General features: G+C 57.3%; 13 protein-coding genes. 10 read left to right on the forward strand and 3 right to left on the reverse strand.

What is annotated here, in order from left to right; all coding sequences use genetic code 11:
• Positions 1-72: 72 nt before the first annotated feature.
• The 7 genes from AC1DON_RS02440 (at position 73) to AC1DON_RS02470 (ending at position 12720) form a co-directional block, all read left to right on the forward strand.
• Positions 73-1284: a sigma-54-dependent transcriptional regulator gene (locus AC1DON_RS02440; RefSeq protein ID WP_476933131.1), complete on the forward strand. Its 1212-nt coding sequence runs from the start codon at positions 73-75 to the stop codon at positions 1282-1284.
• A gap of 43 nt (positions 1285-1327) precedes the next feature.
• Positions 1328-2464, forward strand: a complete 1137-nt coding sequence (locus AC1DON_RS02445) for a sensor histidine kinase (protein WP_476933132.1) — start codon at positions 1328-1330, stop codon at positions 2462-2464.
• Positions 2465-2569: 105 nt separating this feature from the next.
• Complete coding sequence (locus tag AC1DON_RS02450) at positions 2570-3199, forward strand: ABC transporter ATP-binding protein (RefSeq protein ID WP_476933133.1); 630 nt, start codon at positions 2570-2572, stop codon at positions 3197-3199.
• The gene (locus AC1DON_RS02455; RefSeq protein WP_476933134.1) at positions 3196-5598 is read left to right on the forward strand and encodes an ABC transporter permease; all 2403 of its coding nucleotides are present in this window, start codon (positions 3196-3198) and stop codon (positions 5596-5598) included. Before AC1DON_RS02450 ends, AC1DON_RS02455 begins: the two co-directional genes overlap by 4 nt.
• A 303-nt stretch (positions 5599-5901) precedes the next feature.
• The gene (locus tag AC1DON_RS02460; protein WP_476933135.1) at positions 5902-9534 is read left to right on the forward strand and encodes a TonB-dependent receptor domain-containing protein; all 3633 of its coding nucleotides are present in this window, start codon (positions 5902-5904) and stop codon (positions 9532-9534) included.
• Positions 9535-9628: 94 nt separating this feature from the next.
• A complete protein-coding gene (locus AC1DON_RS02465) occupies positions 9629-11182 on the forward strand; it encodes a tryptophan halogenase family protein (protein WP_476933136.1) in 1554 nt (517 codons plus the stop codon).
• 50 nt (positions 11183-11232) lie between these two features.
• Complete coding sequence (locus AC1DON_RS02470; protein ID WP_476933137.1) at positions 11233-12720, forward strand: tryptophan halogenase family protein; 1488 nt, start codon at positions 11233-11235, stop codon at positions 12718-12720.
• Between the two features lie 147 nt (positions 12721-12867).
• Here the strand turns inward: AC1DON_RS02470 and AC1DON_RS02475 are convergent, their stop codons facing one another.
• The 3 genes from AC1DON_RS02475 to AC1DON_RS02485 form a co-directional block, all read right to left on the reverse strand.
• Positions 12868-13284 carry an ester cyclase gene (locus AC1DON_RS02475; protein WP_476933138.1) on the reverse strand — a complete coding sequence of 139 codons (417 nt, stop codon included), beginning with the start codon at positions 13282-13284 and terminating at the stop codon, positions 12868-12870.
• Positions 13285-13351: 67 nt separating this feature from the next.
• Entirely contained in the window at positions 13352-13858 is a 507-nt protein-coding gene (locus AC1DON_RS02480; protein WP_476933139.1) for a hypothetical protein, read from the reverse strand.
• 92 nt (positions 13859-13950) lie between these two features.
• Positions 13951-15486 (reverse strand): alpha-N-arabinofuranosidase, encoded by a 1536-nt coding sequence (locus AC1DON_RS02485; RefSeq protein ID WP_476933140.1) that lies wholly within the window; start codon positions 15484-15486, stop codon positions 13951-13953.
• Positions 15487-15778: 292 nt separating this feature from the next.
• Between AC1DON_RS02485 and AC1DON_RS02490 the strand changes: the two genes are divergently transcribed.
• Genes AC1DON_RS02490 through AC1DON_RS02500 form a run of 3 tightly spaced genes read left to right on the forward strand, consistent with a single transcriptional unit; the run spans position 15779 to position 20733 of the window.
• Complete coding sequence (locus AC1DON_RS02490) at positions 15779-17809, forward strand: family 43 glycosylhydrolase (RefSeq protein WP_476933141.1); 2031 nt, start codon at positions 15779-15781, stop codon at positions 17807-17809.
• 39 nt (positions 17810-17848) lie between these two features.
• A complete protein-coding gene (locus AC1DON_RS02495) occupies positions 17849-19033 on the forward strand; it encodes a glycoside hydrolase family 5 protein (protein ID WP_476933142.1) in 1185 nt (394 codons plus the stop codon).
• A gap of 35 nt (positions 19034-19068) precedes the next feature.
• Positions 19069-20733, forward strand: coding sequence for a glycoside hydrolase family 43 protein (locus AC1DON_RS02500; protein ID WP_476933143.1), 1665 nt, complete (start codon positions 19069-19071; stop codon positions 20731-20733).
• Positions 20734-20787 lie beyond the last annotated feature (54 nt).

Below are 20787 nucleotides of genomic sequence, written 5' to 3' on the forward strand. Positions count from 1 at the left end.
AACATTTGCTAATTTTGGAAATCTTCACTAAGATTGTTCGGTAAATCGTTCGCACTGCTCGGAAATGTAACAATGCCCATGTCCACATACAGCGTCCTGTTTGTCGATGACGACCCGGACGTAAAAAAGACGGCGGAATTTCCGCTGCGAAAGGCCGGATATGACTTTTACAGCGCGACGAGCCCTGCCGAAGCGATAAGTCATCTTGTCTCGAATTCAATCGACGTCGTCCTTCTCGATCTCAATTTTTCAAAAGGTCTAACCACGGGCGAGGAAGGACTGGAGTGCTTACGCAACATCCTTAGACATGATCCTGGTGCGATCGTAATCGTTGTTACGGGTCATAGCGGACTATCGATTGCCATTGAGGCTTTACGTACCGGCGCCGCCGATTTTATTATGAAGCCATGGAACAACGAACGGTTGCTCCATGCGATTGCGAACGCCGTGGCGTCGCGCCGGCACGGTACGCTCGATGCGGACGACCCATCCATGCTCGTGGGCGAAACTGAGGTCATGAAGCGGGTATTGGCTTCGGTCGATCGTTGTGCGCCCTTGAACATTCCGGTCCTGCTGACTGGAGAAGCTGGAACCGGAAAGACATTGGCGGCGAAAATCATTCATCGTCAATCTGGCCGCACTCACCTGACAGTCGTGGATGCCGGCGCACTCACTATCTCCGACCTGGATGACAATCCAGATAAGACGCTTTTGCTGGAAAATGTTGACCGGCTCGCTTCGGGGAATATTCCCCACCTGGTCAATTGGATCTATTCGGCACCCAGAAGAAATAGTCGGTTGATTTCAACGACGACAAAACTAAGATCGCAGGTCAGCACGGATCGTGGTCTAACCTATGCTATCAGCAGGTTTGATTTTGCAATGCCTCCACTTCGCGATCGACGGGATGACATAGTCCTTCTAGCGGAACACTTCGCACGCGTCATGTGTCAGCAGCTTAGTGTCAGAATAAAGAGTTTGGCGTCCGATGCTAAAACGCTATTGTCGGCGCAAGTCTGGCCGGACAATATTCATGAACTGAGATATGTCGTTGAAAATTCTGTCTTAAACACTGAGAGCGACGTCATTTCCCGGGCCGATCTCGATCTGGATAGTCGCTCTGAGCTTGGCTTGTCGGCGGTGAACGTCAGCCTGGCTGACACTGAAAAGAGTATGATCGAGGACGCACTTAAGAGGAACAATTCCAATGTAACCGCTACCGCCGCCGAACTGGGCCTAAATCGGAACGCGCTTTATAGGCGAATGGCGAAACATGGTCTTTAATTCTCGCAGCTTCCATATGTTGGTGGTCGGGGCACTTATAGCCATGTCGATCTTTACATACGACTCCGCCACAAAGGGACGTTGGGCTAACCTCGTGCTAGGGGGGTGCCTTTGCGTCGCTCTGCTGATGGCCATGGCGGCGACATATGAAATACGGAATATCACGGGCGCGGAACCATTGAGTCTGGCAAAAACAAGCCCAGAAAACCATTATACCTTATTCGATCAGTTGCCGATGCCCCTGGTAAGTTCCTCGGACGGAACGGTCCTGCTGGCCGTAAATCGGGCCGCGCGAGCATTGTTTGAGACTGACGATGTCATTCGAACCGGCAATGGCGAATTATCCAAGGCGCTAAGCGAGCCGATATCGAGTTCAAGGCCGATTTTGCAAATTCAGGCACGGCGATATGCCTTAAGCGTCAGTGAGATTTATACCGAAGGCACTTCCGTCAGGATGGCTGCACTCACCGATGTGCAGGGTGAGATCAACAAGGCGGAAGCCGCGGCGTTGAAGGATACGCTTCACATTCTCAGCCACGAAATTATGAACTCGTTGACACCTGTGGCGGCCCTGACAGATACGGTTGACGGCTATCTGCGGTCGGACGCGAACCCAGCCGCCGAGCCGGCGAAGGAAGCCCTGGAGATGCTGGCGCGGCGGGCCAACAATCTGACCAGGTTTATCGAGGCCTATCGTTCCGTGGCCCGCCTTCCGGACCCCGAACTGCAACCGGTCGATCCGGGCCGACTGGTTGTGGACCTGATGTCCGTATTGCGGCACCACCCAATGGCGACCGATATCGACTTCCAGCTTGAACTTGCTGATAATCTCCCGAAAATTGCCGTGGACGAGTCGCTGGTAGGTCAGGCCATCATAAATATACTGACCAACGCAATTGAAGCGACTGAAGACATTGCTGCCCCGCGGCGCATCGGTCTGACAGTCCAGGTTTTGCGCGAGAATCTTGTCGTCAAGATTTCCGATAATGGCGCAGGCGTTCCGGAAAGTATAAAAAAGAGCATGTTTATGGCATTTACGACGACGAAGTCAAAAGGCACAGGCGCGGGTCTGAATCTGGCCCGACAAATTGCCCTTGCCCATGGGGGGGATCTGGAACTCGTTGAGACGAGTGGCAGTTGGAAGACAACATTCGCATTCACATTCCCAATTAACCTTTAAAACCCAATCGACTCTAAAGTTTGTAGACAGGGCGGGTCTGGGACTTCAATGGCGCTGATAAGCCTTCACGATATATATCATACCTATGGGGACACGGATCACTCCGTGTCAGCCGTGCACGGCGTATCGCTGGAGATCGAGGCTGGAGAATTTGTCGCAATCGTCGGACCGTCCGGCAGCGGCAAGACAACACTGTTGAATATTCTCGGCACTTTGATCCGGCCGGCGAAAGGACGATATATTTTTGATGATAAGGATGTCGCGTCTCTGTCCGTTTTCCAGCTCGCGCAGATCAGAGCGGCGCACATCGGATTTGTCTTCCAAAACTTCAACCTTATCGACCATTTGACCGTCTACGATAATATTAAACTTGGATTGCGCTATTGCCGCGATCGCCAGAAGGGCGGCGAACGTGACCGGATTGTAGCGATAATGGACCAGGTTGGCCTAAGTCAGCGGGCCAACCATCTTCCTCATCAGTTGTCAGGCGGGCAGCAACAGCGTTGCGCCATTGCGCGGGCCATAGTCGGTGATCCTCAGGTGATTTTGGCCGACGAGCCAACCGGTAGCCTGGATTCCAAAAACGCGGCTCAAGTCGTGAGCATTTTGAAGGAATTGAATACCAACGGTACGGCGCTGATCATGGTGACACATTCCATGATTCAGGCAGACCGCGCCTCGCGCGTTCTGGAAATGCACGAAGGCAGAATTCCCACTTCGAGTCGATGGCAATGACGGAAAGTTGGTATTGGAACATACTTTCCGTCTTGCGAATTATTATTGGGCGATGGGTAATTTATCTCCTGATGATCTGCGGGCTTACACTCGGTTTTTGTACGGCATTGATCATAGGACTTTATGTTCGCAATGAGCTTACCTTTGACAGCTTTCTACCGGATGGCGACCGGATCTACCTGATCGCGACGAAATATGGGGCGAGGGACCAGCCGCTCGCGGAAAGCGACATGACGCCAGCGGCGCTCGCCAAATGGGTTAAGGCCGACCTTCCCAACGCCGAAACGGTGGCGCGCCTCATATCTTCAGAATGGCCTCTTTTAACCCTCCGTAAAAAGATGAGGGGACAATTCTATTGGGCAGATCCAAACATCTTCGAAATACTGAAATTGCCTGTCGCCCAGGGCGATTTGAGGACGGCTCTGAACGAGCCTGGGAGCGTCGTTCTGACCGAAAGGATGGCCGTTGCCTATTTCGGCCGCGCTGACGCCATTGGCCAAAAGCTTATGACCTGGAACAAGATTCAACTTCATGTCACCGCCGTATTGAAGGATTTTCCGGCAAATACAAATCTGGACCGGGAAATCTTTATTTCCGGTCGCGGCGATTATAGCGAAATATCGGTCCTCGAGACCAGGTCGAACGCCCTATGGCCAAGTGCCTATACTTACATCACATTTAAACCAGGCACCGCAGTGTCTGAAACCGAACAGGCGCTCTTGCGGATCGGTCTAAGGCGATGGCAAGGCGACCTCACTGTACCGGCCGGTTTTTCGCTTATCAAACTGCCCGATGTGCATTTTCATCCGCGTGGTGACAGTCAAATGAAGCCGCGTGGCCATTTGGAGTTGGTTATATCTCTATGCCTGGTCGCATTTATTGTTGTGGCTCATGCGGGGGTTAACTTAGCCGGTCTCATTCTTGCCGAAGCCAATGAACGCGGCGACGAAATGGCTCTACGGGCTGCCCTTGGAGCATGTCGCCACGATCTGATCTGGCAAGTCGTTCAGGAGGCCTTGTGCGTAAGTTGCTTCAGCGCCTTGGCAGCGACTGCCCTGGCGGAACAAATCTTGCCGGCCTTGAATAGTGCGTTTGCCCTGGGGCTGTCGCTTTGGAAAGAGCCCTTCGGCCTGCTTGCCGCGATTATTGGAAGCGCTTGTCTTTTCGGCTTACTCAGCGGGCTGTTTCCGGCACTGATTGTATCAAGGCCCTTTCGTCATAGTGAGCCGACGTCAAGGTCGACGACGAATCTTCACAGGTCTGGACGTTGGCGAGGCTGGATCGTCGCCCAACTGGCACTCGTGATTGTTTTGCTGATCATGGCGGGGACCATGTCCCGGCAATGGGCGTATGCCACGGGCGCGGCGCTGAATTTTGACGGCGCCAACGTCCTGATAGTCAAGCATTCCGACTGGCGCTTTTCCACTAAAGTCTCCGCTTTCATGGCGAAATTGCGAACCCTTGAGGGGGTGGAAGCTGCCGCAGAGTCCTTCGGCACCCCGACAGCGGGATTTATTCGACCCGTCTGGGTTAACGGGCATGACGGGAGATTGACCGCCCTGGCCCGAAATTCTGTCTCACCGGATTTCTTTGAAGTTTTTCACGTGCCGTTCCTGGCTGGAGGCAATTTGACGGGCACCTATGTTTTTCCTGACGCCCCTAAAGAGATTATCCTCAACAGATCTGCTGCACGGGCCCTTGGGTTTTCCGTTCCGGCCAGCGCCATCGGCAAGATCATAGAGTATGACGCCGATAAGTTACATCTGCGGTCTCGTATTGTCGGTGTAATTCCAGACATGCGACTTGCGCCTGTATACGAGCCTGTTCAGCCCATGATTTTCGATAATGATGGAACTTATTTTTCACAGATCAGCATACGTATAAGTCCTGATAATCAAGACGAGACTATACGCCGGATCGGTCAACTGTGGGACAGGTTGACGGATGGTGAGATGCCGATCATACAAGGTACGTTTCACGAATATCTATTGGATCAGTACGCCGACCTGCACCATCAAATTCTCGTCGCTGGTATTGTATCCTTTGTCTCGGCTGTCTTGTCGATTCTTGGTTTCGTTGGACTGTCCATATTCCAAACTCGCCACCAGGTCCGGGAAACGGCCATTCGGCGGGCCCTGGGCGCATCTTTTCTCGATATTATCCACGACAGGTTGAGTGTTTTTTACGGTCCAATCCTGATCGCGAATCTGATCGCCTGGCCGGCGGCCTGGATCCTCATGAGCAACTGGCTCGACTCCTTCGCGGATCACATCCCGCTATCCATTGGCGATTTTTTCGCAGCGGCCGTGATCTCATCCGGGTTCGCGCTCATAGTTTCTGCCGTGTATTCCGGTATTTCGACGATGGACGGATCTATTTCGGTCCTCGGCAGCAACTAAAACCCTCCGATTAATCACGACACAACCTACCCGCCGACCGTGTTCGCATACGAACAATGCGAACGATCAGCGCTGCGCATAGTTCATCTTGTTTGAAATAATATCAATATAATCAAAGATTTAGTTTTGATCGTCTAACCTGCTAACCTGTTCGGGCGCGGTCTGGGGTCCAACCACTTAAATTGCGGCCTGTACCTAACCCACCTCCGCCGAGGTGGGCTTCTCGCGTCACAACAAATAGTCGGAGCGGTGATCCCACACCAGCCCGGGCACGAATGAAACGCGGTCCTTGAGGAAACAGTGATGAATTATTTTACACGCAAATTTTTGCTGGGCGCGGGGGCGTCGGCTCTTGCCCTTATGGCGATGAGCCATGCGGCATTCGCCCAGGATGCGGCGCCACGCGCCAGCGAGGATGCCAGTGCGGCGGGCGATGACAGTGGGGTGGTCATCGTTACAGTGCGCCGTAAGGCGCTGCAGTCTGCCATCCAGATCAAGAAGAATTCCGATACCATCGTCGACTCAATCGTTGCCGATGAGGCCGGCCAGTTGCCCGACACCTCGATCACCGAGGTCCTGTCGCGGGTTTCGGGCGTCACCCTGTCGCGTTTTTCGTCGGTCGGCAGCAGCGGTACGCCGTCCTTCCAGATCGAGGGCTCGGGCATCAGTGTGCGCGGCTTGCCTTATAACGCAAGTACGCTGAACGGCCGCCAGGCGTTCAGCGCCAATGGCGCGAATGCCCTTAGCTGGGGTGACGTCACGCCGGAGCTTGCGGCCGGGGTTGACGTCTACAAGGCGGCGCGCGCGGATCTCATCGAGGGCGGGACGTCCTCCGTTGACCTGAGAACACGTATGCCGTTCGACTACAAGAAACCTGAGTTCGACGTGTCTCTGGGTGCCAGCTACGGCGACCAGGTCAAGAAGATCTCGCCGGACATGTCCCTGCTCTATACCCGCCGCTTCGACACGAAGTACGGCGAAATGGGTTTCCTGATCGATGTCGCGCACAGCCAGTATTTTTCGCAGGACAGTAATTCCGCAATTGGCGCCTACAAGATGCAGAACAATCCTGACGTATCGGCGGGGCGGTCGCTTGTGCCGACGGGATATAAATGGAGTCAGCACACGAACCAGCGGGATCGTGATGGTTTCTACGGGGCCTTCCAATGGAAGCCGAGCGACAATCTGTCGCTGAGCACGATTGTCTTCTATTCGCAATACAAGACCAAGTCTGAAGGACATGACGGCGGGTTTGATAACAGGCCAAATGCCACCAATGAAAATATTCCGACAGACGCGACCTTTGACGAAGCGGGCGCCATGACGAAAGGCTCCTTGCGCTTAGGCGGGACCGGAGCCGGGACCCCTATCTTCGGTTGGGGCGGCAATAACTGGCTTGACGAATACTGGGATCCGAATGATCCGGCTTACAGCTACATCAATTTTATGGGCACGCCGAAGCCGGAGCTGCTTAACGCTGATTGCCGCACGCAATACGGCAGCCTGGATTCGTCGAATCCCGATATCAATTGGGGCAATTGGGACAGTCCGGGCACGAGGGATTCCTCAGGTAACATCGTTCCGAACACCGGTATGTTCTACTGCAAGACTTCCAATAACACCGCCGGTACCATCACGCTGAACCTTGGCGGATCGACATCTGCAAGCCACAATACGTCGTCGACCCTGGACATCAGCCAAAGCTTCATATGGACGCCGAGCGACGCGCTTCGCCTGCGCGGCGCCCTGCAGATCGTGTCGTCCCGTACGAACGGGCTTGGCATGTTTGCCGGGATCACCCAATCCGATCCGGCCTTGTCATCGGCCAGCTTCGACGCGACGCAAGACATTCCGGTTCTGGGTGGCTTCGATGCGACGGCTTTGGTCAATACCAATACGGCCTTTTTCAACTCATTCGCTTATAACGGCAACCGCAACAAAGGTACCTCGGTGGCCGCCAATATAGACGCCGACTACGCTCTCGATGGGGATCATTTCTTCAAATCGGTAACGTTTGGCGCCCGGATGGCGGTTCGCAGCGAGCGGGATAATTTCGTCGGCACCTATTGGGCGCCCATATCGGAACCCTGGAATGCTATGCCATACCCCGATGGGACGTCTACGCCCGGCTTCGCGCCCTTCCTGACCGGGCCTAAGGCTATAACCGGTCCGTACTCCGTGACGGGTGATAAGTTCCAGGCTTATGTTCTTGATGGCAGCGGTCAACGCATAAAAAACAGTGACGGCACTTACCAGACGGCAGAAGTGCAAAGAGATATTACCATTAACCCAAATGGTACAGTTAAGCCTGCGGATTACGAGGTATTTGATTTCCCGGGCTACTTCGGCGGAAGTGTTGGGTCCCCAGGGGCCATTCTGGTGCCTAGCGCAGAATTGATGCAAGGTTACAACTGGCAACAATTGGCCTCAATAGGCGCCAATGCGCATGGGGGTGCGCTCAATGCGGCGAGATGTGCGGCTGAAGCAAGAGCTGTCGCTTGTGACGCAACGCCATGGACGGCGAAAGGTTTTTACGACACGTCAATCGACCGGAATTTGGGGGTCACGAACACATCGTTGAGGAACGCGGCCTTCTATATCCAGGGCAAGTTCGGAAGCAACGGTTTCGGTTTTATTCCGTCCTTCACCGGCAATATCGGCGTCCGGGTCGTCCGGCAGATTTTGAGCGGTAGCGGCAATCTCATCGTCAACGGAGGAAATAGCTTCTACCTCGATCAGGCCAGCGCGATGGCCGCCATCGCCAATGGTGGTAAACCCACGCAACAGGGTGATTTTTACCAGGTTGTTCAGACCATCGAGCCGCGCAGCAAGGAAATCTCCTTTACACGTGCCCTGCCGTCCTTCAACGTCAAGTTCGACATCTCGCCCAAGGTCATCCTGAGAATGGCCGCGTCGCAGGGTATAAGCCCGCCGAATCTTGAACAAATCAGAGCCGGGGGACAAGTCACTGCTGCGACTGACAGCCGTACCGGGGCCGATCCCGTGACGCTGACCCCAATAACCGTCAATTTCTTGAAGAACGTGGTCAGTCAATCTGGGGCGGATATGAAGCCGGTCATGATCGCCAGCGGCGATATCGCACTGGAATGGTACCCCAAGGACGGCGTATTTGCTTATGTCGACTTTTTTGGCAAGGAGCTGAAGGATCAGGATCTGTATACCTACTACTATCAGATCCAGCCCACGCCACTTTTGAAGGGAGCGGCCAAGGTTCCCGTCACAGTGGATTTGCCCTGGTTCTATCAGCAAAACACATCGGTTCATAAGCCGGCTATCATCAAAGGCTTTGAGATCGGCGGCCGCAAGTTCTTCGACGAATTGCCGGGGATCTTCAAGGGCTTCGGTGTCAGCGGCAGCTTGACCTATGTTGACAGCAGAAATCCGTCGCAACTGGCCAACTCCGTTGTCGGCCCATACGTACCTGACTTCGTGTTCCAGGGGCCCAATACGGGGGGTGCCGGCGGCGTTGGTGCCGGTAATCCAGAAACCGATATCAAAGACCTGCCCTATTACGGCCTGTCGAAAATCTCCTACAATGTCGAATTGTATTACAGCCGCGGTCCGTTAAATGCGCGCATAGCTTACAATTGGCACTCAAAGCAACTTCTCAGCACGAATGCCAATCCGCTGTCGTTTAATTCCACGGGCGGCAATCCGTACATCTGCACGGCCTGCCTGGATAAAAATGGCGGAAAAATCTATGAGATGGTGCCGTTGTGGAGTGCCGATGCCGGTTATCTCGACTTTGGTTTAGACTACCGGATCACGGACCGCATGACCTTTGGTATCTCGGCCGCCAATCTGACAAATACGGTGTCCAAGACTCTGCAAGAACCGCTTCCGGGTGTGTTTGAGCGCTATGACACCTACCAGAGCGACCGCCGCGTCAGTGCGTATCTGCGCGCACGCTACTAATAGCTGAGCCTGGACGAGAGCCTTATGAAAATAAGGTTCTCGTTTTGCTTTTGACGATGGTGTTTGTAACCAGAGATAACCTGCGGAGTGCGTCTTGCGAAAGAAAGTCGTTATTGTTGGGGGCGGGACCGCGGGTTGGATAACGGCTGCCTATCTGGCCAAGATACTGTCTCACGGCCTCGCGGAGGGACTGGATATTACCCTCATCGAGGCGCCCGATATTGGCATTATCGGCGTGGGCGAAGGGACGTTTCCAAGCATCCGGAAGACATTTAGCCGGATAGACCTTGATGAAGACAGCTTGATCCGCGAAGCCGGCGCGACCTTCAAGCAGGGTATACGCTTTGTAAATTGGCGTGGCGCCTCCGACAAACAGGGTGAAGACGCGTATTTTCATCCCTTTCAGGTTTCCGGCCAGCATACTCAATTTGACCTGTTGCCGTATTGGCTACTGGGTGTTGCCGGTGATGCTAGCTGGGCAAGCGTCAGCACGGTCCAGCAACGCGTTGCCGACGAACGGAGGGCGCCGAAACTGATCAGCCAGCCCGGGCATGGCGGGCCGTTGAACTATGCCTACCATTTCGACGCGGTCGAATTGGCGAAACTGCTGCGCCGAAAAGCCGTCTCCTTTGGCGTGAAGCATCTTGCGGGCACGGTCGACCAGGTCATTGTGGGCGACAACGGCTATATCGAGCGCCTGATAACGCGGCAGCATGGCGAGCTCACAGCGGACCTCTATATCGATTGCACCGGGTTCAAGGCGCAGCTGATCGGCCAGGCCATGGGGGTGCCATTCAAATCCCGGCGCTCCCAGGTCTTCGCCAATCGTGCCGTGGCCTTGCAGGTGCCTTACGATCAACCGGGTGGTCCTATCGAGTCGCAAACCATCTCAACCGCCCAGGAATGTGGCTGGACATGGGATATCGGCCTGACCGGCCGCCGGGGTGTCGGCTATGTCTATTCAACGGATCACACCACGGATGAGCGTGCCGAGCAGGTTTTGCGCGCGTATGTCGGATCGTCGGCGCGGTCTTGCGAGGTCAGGTTTTTGAACTTCGAAGCCGGATGCCGCCAGACCCAATGGAAGAATAACTGTGTCGCCATCGGCCTGTCTGCCGGGTTCATTGAACCCCTGGAAGCGACGGGTATTGGCTACGCCGAAATCGCGTCCCTGATCTTGTCCAACCTGTTCCCATGGAACAACAATTACGAGGTCAGCGCGGCCCAATTTAACGGCATGATGACGCGCCGGTTTGACCATGTTGTTGACTTTATCAAGCTGCACTACTGTTTGACACAAAGGACGGATACGGATTTCTGGCGCGATAATGTGCGGCCCGAAACCGTTTCGGACGATTTGCAGGCGCGGCTGGAACGGTGGCGTTATCGCCCGCCAAGCTTCCTGGATATGGACCCCAATCACGACATCTTCACCGAGGACAACTGGCAGTACGTCCTCTACGGCATGGGTTTCAAGACTGACATCAGTGCGCAGCGAGGTGTCTACAGATACTTTGACGACGCCAGGGCTCAGTTCGCTGAAATAAGGCGGCAGGGGAACCAGGTCTTGTCGATACTGCCCACGCACAGGGACCTGATCGAGCAGGTTCGCCTGCATGGGTTTAACGCGAATAAGAAGAGCGCGTAGCTGCAATGACCCTAAACAGAAGCACTGGAAATGCTGGTACCAGAACACAGATGCAGCAAATAAAAAAAGTCATCATTGTTGGAGGCGGGACCGCGGGTTGGATAGCCGCCGCCGTCATGTCGGCAAGTCTCGAGCGCCATAGTGTCTCCATCACCGTGGTCGACTCCTCGGAAATCGGCACAGTCGGTGTAGGCGAGGCCACGATCCCGCCCATCCGCCAGCTTAATTTCATGCTGGGACTGGACGAAGACGAGATGATGCGCAGGACAAACGCCACTTTTAAGCTTGGCATCGAATTTGTAAATTGGGGTGCTGTGGGGGATCGCTATTTCCATCCTTTCGGCAGTCACGGCCTTGACCTGTCCGGTGTTCAATTCCACCACCACTGGCTGAGAACGCGTGAGGGAGCGCTTTCGGACTACTCGATAGCCACTGCGGCGGCCTATGCCGGGCGGTTCGCCAGGCCGACGGACGATCCGCGTGACCCTTTGTCGAAATTGTCCTACGCGATGCATTTCGATGCGGCGCTGTATGCCGGTGTCCTTCGCGAAGTCGCGCTGAAGAACGGGGTGAAGCATGTTGATGCCCGTATTGCCGGTGTGACTCTTGACGCTGAGACGGGATTTGTCGACGCCTTGCATTTGTCGGATGGTGGAGCCCTGCAGGCGGACCTATTTATCGATTGTTCCGGCTTCAGGGGCCTGCTGATAGAAGACGCCCTTAAAACCGGGTATGTCGATTGGTCCCACTGGCTGCCGATGGACCGCGCCATAGCCGTGCCAAGTGCCTTGTCGGGTCCCACCCAGCCCTATACACGCGCCACAGCCGGCGCCGCCGGCTGGCAGTGGCGCATCCCATTGCAGCATCGTGTTGGCAATGGCCACGTCTATTGCAGCCAGTTTATGAGCGACGATGACGCTGAGGCGCATTTGCTGGCCAACCTGGACGGGGCGGCTATCGCAACCCCTAGACACCTTCGCTTCACCACGGGCCGCCGCCGGTTGACGTGGAACAAGAACGTCATTGCGCTCGGACTGGCATCGGGTTTCGTCGAGCCTCTGGAATCCACGAGCATTCACCTGATCCAGCGTGGTGTCGCGATCCTGATGGCGCTTTTCCCCGCCAGCGGGATCGTTCAGGCCGAAGTCAATCTCTATAACAAACTGATGACTGCCGAATATGAGGATGTCAGGGACTTCGTGATCCTGCATTACAAGCAAACCCAACGGGACGACACACCCTTTTGGCGTCAGGTCCGCGACATGGATGTTCCGGAAAGTCTTGCCGAACGGATGGCGGTCTTTGCCAATCGGGGGCGTCTGGTTCTGAGCCCCGGCGAACTCTTCAGGGAAAAGAGCTGGAGTGCTGTGATGCTTGGGCAGGGCCTGTGGCCGCAGGGCTATGATCCGCAAGCCAATCTCATACCGGAAGCCGACGTTCGAAATACCCTTCGAGGCATGAAAAGCGTCATTAAGAACCGGGCGAACACCTTGCCCGGTCATGACGAATTCCTGCGTGGGCGAGGTGCGGCGTCATAACCGGAACCTCGCCACCGGCAAGCACGCCCGCGTCTTCAAGGGCTTCAGAAGCCAATGTGAGATATCCGGTTCAGATAGTTGGCATAATTTTCAATATCTCGGCACAGCGCAGTAATCGCTCATGCGACAATTTGCATTTCGACAATCCTATCCGGGCAATGCGCCGATTTGGTGCATCAGGCTCATCATGTCCGGCTGCCCATACTCTTTGACGATCTTTCCGTCCGAGAGATGATAGATGTTAAGCGCCTGAACAGCGATTGTATTTCCGGTGGGCGCAACGCCCATGAAATCACCCTGATGAGTGCCCCGCATGATGAAGCGAGCCGCAACCTTGCTCTCTTCGCAGATTAACTCGTCGAGCGTCCACTGGATATCAGGAAAGCCACCGCGCATCATGGCGATGATGTCAAGGTATCCATCCGGGCCTCTTAAAGGCTCCGGCCGTCCAGGCACGTGAAAGATCGCTTCCGGATCGATAAGCTCGTCCGCCAGAGCCGGGCTGGCGGTATTGATGAAATTGGTGAACTTTTGCATCACCTGCTTGTTTTGCTCGGTCGTCAAAGCGTGCCTCCAATATTCCAGATCTCAAAAAGCGATTAAACGTACTTCGTCATTTTAAGATATCACTTTAGTTTTTGCTCTTATTGGCAACGGAAACTGGCCCGAGATAGATGGTGTGCTTCCCTGAATTCAGGAGAAGTGCGACTTGCGTGGTGCCTGCCGGATAATTGTCCGTAGCCACGAAATCGAGCGTTTGCTGTGACCACCCGGTCCCGATATCAATGTTGCGTTCGCCGACACGCGCCGCGCCTGCCCGCATTTCGACGCGGAAGACGGCCTGAGCGGGCACGTCAGATTTTACCCAGACGCTCGCTACGACATGATCGCCTTTTGCAATTCCGCCATCGACCGGGCGAATCCCGGCAACCTCCCAAATGCCGCCCGCCCCGGTGGCCTGCACCTCAACCGCCTTGCCGCCCTCCACCTTAGTATCATTGATAGTCTGGTGCGGTCCCGCGCTGTAGATGGTCCAGTCCGTCGTCGCGGCAAGGATAGGCGTGCCGGCGGTTTGTGCAGAGGCGGCCGATGCGAGAATGAGGGCGCTGGTGGCCAGAAGTGCTGCGTGAATCTTCATGTGTCTCTCCGTGTTTAGCCGAAATCTCGATATGGTTCGTTCATTACGATGGAGGCGTATCGCCAGCGGGTTGGGCCGCCGGTTTACCCTGGCTAGTCCAGGCTGAGCACCGTCACCGACGCCGGGGCGACGGTTAGGGTTAGCTGACCGCCAGCGACCTTGGCCGATATAGCCTTGGGAGCGACGGTATTGGGCGCCTCGAAGGTGTTGATGCTGTCGACCTTCGGCGCCGAAAGGGTGCGGCCTGAGGCCTTCGTGGCTTTCACGCCGGCTAGTGAAACGCTGAATGTCGCGGGCGACTTCGCGTCGATATTGGTGACGGCGATCCATACCTTGCCGGCCTTGTCGCGGGCCGCGACGGCATCGACGCGCGGCAGGGTGGCGCCGTTGACAGCATAGGTGCCGGCGTCGAAGGTCAGCGGCACGACGGTCGCGTCCTGGAACGGCACGTACATATGAAAGACGTGATAGGTCGGCGTCAGCACCATCTTGTCCTTGTGGGTCAGGATCATGGCCTGCAGGACGTTGACCATCTGGGCGATATTGGCCATGCGGACGCGGTCGGCGTGGCGGGCGAAGATGTTGATGCCGAGCGCGGCCACCACGGCGTCGCGCTGGGTATTTTGCTGTACCAGGAAGCCCGGGTCAGTCCCCGGCGCCGGCGCCAGCCACGTGCCCCATTCGTCGACAGCCAGGGCGACCTTCTTTTCGGGATCGTACCTGTCCATGATCGCCGAATGCGTCTTGATAATCTCGTCCATGCGGAGCGAGTCTTTCACTAGGACGGCATAGTCCTTATCGTCAAAGCCGATGTCCGCCATATGCGGCGGCCAACCACCCGTCGCATAGAAATGCAGTGACAGGCCTTCGATATCCCAAGACCAGGAACGTTTGCTCCACGCCTTCATGACTTCTTCGGTATAGCTGGTGTCGCCGCCGCTTGGGCCGACGGCCACGCGCTTCATCGGCTGGCTGGGCGTGGGATTATAGTTACGGACGAAGTGCGAGAAGCGCTTCATTTCGTTGACGTAGAAGTCCGCCGACATCGCGCCGCCGCAGTCCCAGGATTCGTTGCCGAGCCCCAGGATCGCAACCTTGTACGGCGCCGGATGACCGTTTTTGGCGCGCTGGCCCCCCAGGCCATCGGTCGCAGTCATGTATTCGAACCAGTCGGCGGCTTCCATTGCACTGCCCGAGCCAAGATTGACCGAGATATAGGCTTCGGTTCCGATCTGGTCGGCGAAGTCCATGAATTCGTCGGTACCGAAGGTGTTTGGCTCGCCGACGGCCGGCGTGCGCTCGGAGCCTATTCCGCGGCGCCAGTTGTATTGGTCGGCGAAGCAGCCGCCCGGCCAGCGGACATTCGGGACCTTGAGCGCTTTCAAGGCCACGACAACATCGTTACGGATGCCGCGCGTGTTCGGAATGGTGGACTCCTTGCCGACCCAGATGCCGCCATAGATGCCGGTGCCCAGGTGCTCGGCGAACTGGCCGAAGATATGGCGGTCGATCACGGCGCCGGGCTTGGACGCATCCAGCATTACCTCAACCGGCGCGTCAGCGGCATGGGCCGCAACAGGCAGGATCAGGGCGGCAGCAATCGCGGCCGCGGAGGTCAAAAGGCGCATCGATGGCATCCCCACGTATTCCTCAACTGATAATGTTCTTATGGCTTTATCTGCTGAGCGTCATGCTCCTGGACAAAAGTCCGACAATTGCAGCGTTACTAGGGATATTTGCCCTGTTACGGCTTTACAAGCTTAATTTATTTAAAGTTTTACTGGTAAATTTAAAATCCGTTTTCCCTTGTGAACGCCGACTTGGATGGTATCAACATCCAAAAGGCATAAGGGAAGCGTCATGCGGCATGGGTCAAGGTCGTCCGGAATCGTCATATCCGGGTTGTTGTCATGCGCGGCCTTGACGCTTATTCCATGTGCAGCTCAGGCATATGCGCCGAATCCGGCCGCCGGCGTATCTCAAGGTCTTTCGACCGCGACCTGGACGCCGGATAATGGCGACGGCACTTTCACCAATCCTCTGTTTTATGACGAATTCTCAGACCCGGACATGATCCGCGTCGGCGACTGGTTCTACCTGACCGGTACCACCATGCACACCATGCCGGGCCTGCCGATTCTGCGCTCAAAGGATTTGGTCAACTGGGAATTCGTTGCCTATGCCATGGACAAGCTTGACCTTGGTCCGCAGTTTCGGCTGGAAAATGGCCAGGCAATCTACGGCACGGGTATCTGGGCGCCGTGCTTCCGCTACCATGACGGCAAGTTCTACATCTTCTCGAACGTCAACGGCCAGAACACCCAGATGTTCACGGCCACCGATCCGAAGGGGCCGTGGACGCACACGTCGATGAAGCGCGGCTTTCACGACCTGTCCGTCCTGTTCGACGACGGCAGGGCCTATGTCGTCTGGGGTCACCAGGCGATGCATCTGGCCCAGCTCAACGACGACCTGACCGACATTGTGCCTGGCACCGAACGTGTCCTGTTCAGCGAGGACGCTGGGATGGGCGAAGGCGCGCATTTCTACAAGATCGACGGCAAGTACTACATTATCAGCGCCAATTACGCCGGCGGCTTTCGCATGCCGGCGGCACGGGCGGATCATGTGCTTGGCCCCTACGAGGTCAATCGGTCGATCAGTTCGCACGAAGACTTCGGCATGGCGTCAGGGCTTCGCCTGGGTTCGCCCAAGCCGCCGTTCTCGACCTGGGGCCCTGACCCCGCCACCAACCATAGCCTGGCTATGCACCAGGGGGGCATCGTCCATACGCCGGAAGGCGAATGGTGGGGCTATTCGATGATGGATTTCAATTCCGTCGGTCGCTTGCTTGGCCTGTCTCCGATCACGTGGAAGGACGGCTGGCCCTATTTTGGCCTACCGGGTAATGAGATGCGCTCGCCGCGGACCTGGGTGAAGCCGAAGACCGCCACGCCGCAGCCGGTTCGCGTGCCGTTTCAGCGTAGCGACGACTTTTCAGCACCGAAGCTCCAGCCCCTGTGGCAGTGGAACCACGTGCCGGTCGACGGCAAGTGGTCGTTGTCGGAGCGGCCGGGGTTCCTGCGGCTTCACGCCCTGCCGGCGACGTCATTCTATGATGCCCGCAATACCTTGACGCAACGGGGGATCGGCCCGATGTCGACGCCGACCGTCCAGCTCGATGTATCGAACCTGAAGCCGGGCGACACAGCGGGACTGGGCCTGCTCAATCTTCCCTATGCGACCCTGGGGGTCGAAAAGCGCACCGACGGGCAAGACGTCGTCTTTTATGACCAGTTCCGCGACCAGACGGTGCGGGTGAAGATGACGGGGACGCGCATCTGGCTTCGGGCCGACTGCGACTTTCTCACCGAACGGGCGCGCTTCAGCTACTCATTTGATGGCGTCACCTTTATCCCTATCGGCGACGCGGTCGCGCTGCTCTACCAGACCTATACCTTCCAGGGCGTTCGCTATGGATTGTTCAACTACAACACCGCCGGCACCGAGGGCGGGTTTGCCGATTTCGACAGTATCGACGTCCATCAGCCGCAGCCCCGAGGCCTGATGCGGCCCATTCCCTACAAACGATCGATCCAGCTGACGTCGTTTCGCGGGACGACCGGACTGGCGGCCGGCGAGGGCGGGCTGGCGTCGGGTGTCCCGACCCGGTTCGACGTCGTTGACCGCAAGTTGGGCCGCATCGCCCTGCGGTCGGGCAAAAACTATGTCACGGTCGGTGCGGATGGCACGGTGAAGCTTGCGGCCGGCCCTTCCGGCGCGGCGCAGACCTTTCAATGGATCGAAACGCCTACGGGGGAACTGGTGCTGATGTCATTGGCCACCAACCGTTTCCTGCGCATCGATCCGAAGACGCGGGATATCCGGGCCGACAGCCCCGGCCCTATGCCGGACAACAGCGACGGCGCGCGCTTTATCTGGTCGGAATAACAGCGCGGCGCATTATCAATAAACACGGGAGATTTTAGAATGAGATTTCACAAAAAGATGCGCAACCGCGTGGTTCTGTCGGCCTTCCTGGCCCTGGCTGCTGCCGCGTGCGGCGGGGGCGGGTCGTCCGGTTCAGTATCAACGCCACCACCACCACCACCACCGCCTCCGCCCCCCACGATGACGGCTGTCACTACGGTCCAGCTCGGCAGGGGCATCAATATCGGCAATACGCTTGAGTCGTTAAATAATTACAGCCCTCCCTATACGACCTCGCAAGAGACCGTTTTCGGCAATCCCGCGGTAAACCAGCAGTTGATGAACGCAATCGCGGCCGCCGGCTTCAAGAGCGTGCGTATTCCGGTCGAGTGGGCGCAGTATATCGACAGCTCTGGGAACGTCACCCCGTCCTGGATCGCCAGGGTCAAGCAAGTGGTCGATATGGCGCGTACCGCCGGGCTCTACGTCATCATCAACCAGCATAAGAGCGACTGGTATAACCCGACGTTTGCGAGCCAGGCTGCCGGCAACGCGGCATACAAGAAATTGTGGACCCAGATCGCGACCGAATTCAAAGATTATGACAACCACTTGCTGTTCGCCGGCACCAACGAAATCCACGTCGACTATGGCGTGCCGTCGGCGGAAAACTGCACCGTCCAGGCGGGCTTCAACCAGACCTTCGTCGATGCGGTGCGCGCGACCGGCGGCAACAATGCGTCGCGAATGCTGGTATTCCAGGGTTATAATACCGACATCACTAATACGATCGACGCGTGCGGAGCGCCCGTGCCCACCGACACCATCACCGGCCGGCTGATGATGGAGTTCCATTTCTACGATGGGTATAACTTCACCCTGAACGACAAGAGCACCATCTGGCAGTGGGGTTCAATCGCGACCGATCCCTCGGCAACGGAATCATGGGACGGCGAGGCAAATGTCGACGCCAAGTTCGACAGGGCGAAGGCCGCCTATTCCGACAAGGGCATCCCGGTAATCATCGGCGAATACTGCGCCATATCGCGGACCGAGTATGATCCATCGCTGAAGTACAGGGACTATTGGACCAAGTACGTCACAGCATCCGCAATCCGGCATGGCTTCGCACCCTATTACTGGGACACCGGCTCCTACCCCAATCACTCGTGCGGCCTGTTCAATCGCACCACCGGCGCCGACTTTAATCCTTCAACGATCGCCGCGATCTTCGCCGCGCCCTGATGGCCACCAAGGCCGATGCCTAAGAAAGAACCCGAATGACTTCGCGCCTGTCTCCACGCACGACCTGTATCTCGTCTTCAAAGGGGCGGGTGGTCCCACGCGCTTTGACACTCCTGGCTTGGGCTGCCCACAGCGCCCTCCTGCTGGGCGTCGTCCTGCCTGCCAGCCTGCTGGCCGCCGAACCCGCGCCGGGCAGCAATCCGCTACTGCGCGACGTATTCACCGCCGACCCTGCGCCGATGGTGGTGGGCGACACCGCTTACATCTATGTCGGCCGTGACGAGGCCAAGGGCGACGAGTTTTTCCGCATGAACGAATGGCGCGTCTATTCATCGCGCGACCTCAAGCAGTGGACGTCGCACGGCGCCATCATGAAGCCCACTGACTTCAGCTGGGCAGTGGGCGAAGCCTGGGCGTCACAGGCGGTGGAGCGCGACGGGCGCTTCTACTTCTACGCCACCATGACGCATGACAACACCCATCCGGGCAGGGCCATCGGCGTGGCGGTGGCCGACAACCCGCTGGGCCCCTTCAAGGACGCGCGCGGCTCGGCGCTGATCAACGAACAGATGACGCCCGGCCCCTATGGCTGGGACGACATCGATCCCACCGTCCTGGTCGATGACGACGGCACGGCCTGGCTGGCCTGGGGCAATCCGGTTCTCCACCTGGCGAAGCTCAAGCCCAATATGACGGAGCTGGACGGGCCCATCGAGACTATTGCCCTGCCCAACTATACCGAGGGGCCGTGGCTGTCCAAGCGCAATGGCCTTTACTACATGACCTATGCGGCGATGGCCCACCAGGGTGTGTGGGAGCACCTGGCCTACGCCACGGCGCCCAGCCCGCGGGGACCGTGGACCTATGGCGGCCTGATCACCGGTCCGGTCAAGAACAGCTATACCGTCCATGCCGGTCTGCTCGATTTCAAGGGCCAGTCCTATCTGATTTACCATAACGGCACGTTGACACTGGCCGACGGCCAGACGGGCGCCGGCGCGCGCCGCAGCGTCACCATCGAGCACCTGCACTACGGCGCTGACGGCAGCATCCTGCCCATCACACAGACCGAGGCGGGCATCAGCGTGCCGCCTACGCCCGCCGTGCCGGCGCCGGTCATCGACCACGGCCGTTCAGATCCCAGAGTGCGCGTCCAGCAATTCGCACAGGGCTATCCGGCCGCGTGGCCTGGTAAGCCAGCGCTGGCGTCGGTGGCCGCCCCCTTCAACCAGGCGCCGGAGCCCGTGGGCTTCAACCGCGACGGCGGCGTCAGCCGTATCGCGCAGACCTTCGTACCCACCGCCGATATCAAACTCGCACGCATCAGCCTCTACGCGGGCGACGGGCTCGGCACCGGTGACGGACGATCGCTGCGTCTGTCGCTGCGAGAACTGGGCGCGGCAGAAGGCGTCGACGGCGGCACCGAACGGCTCGGCGCCCCAGGCGGCCTGGCCATCGCATACCAGCCCCAGGGGGCGGGCCTGCTGAGCTTCGATCTGGCCACAGCCAAGCCGGTCGTGCTGAAGGCGGGGCGCCGCTATGTGCTGGAGCTGAGTGGCGAACGCAAGGCGCTCACGGCTTATCTGCGTGCCAGCCGCAGCGACGTCTATGCTGCCGGCGCTGCGCATGGAGACGGTCAGCCGCTCAAGGACAGGTCCGGTGCCTCCATCGACTTCGCCTTCGCCCTCTACGCGCGCTGAGACGGCCGCGTCTCTCTTGATCGATACCCTGACCCACTGAATACCTTCGGAGAT

It is taken from the genome of Asticcacaulis sp. P4_H10, from assembly GCF_056400965.1.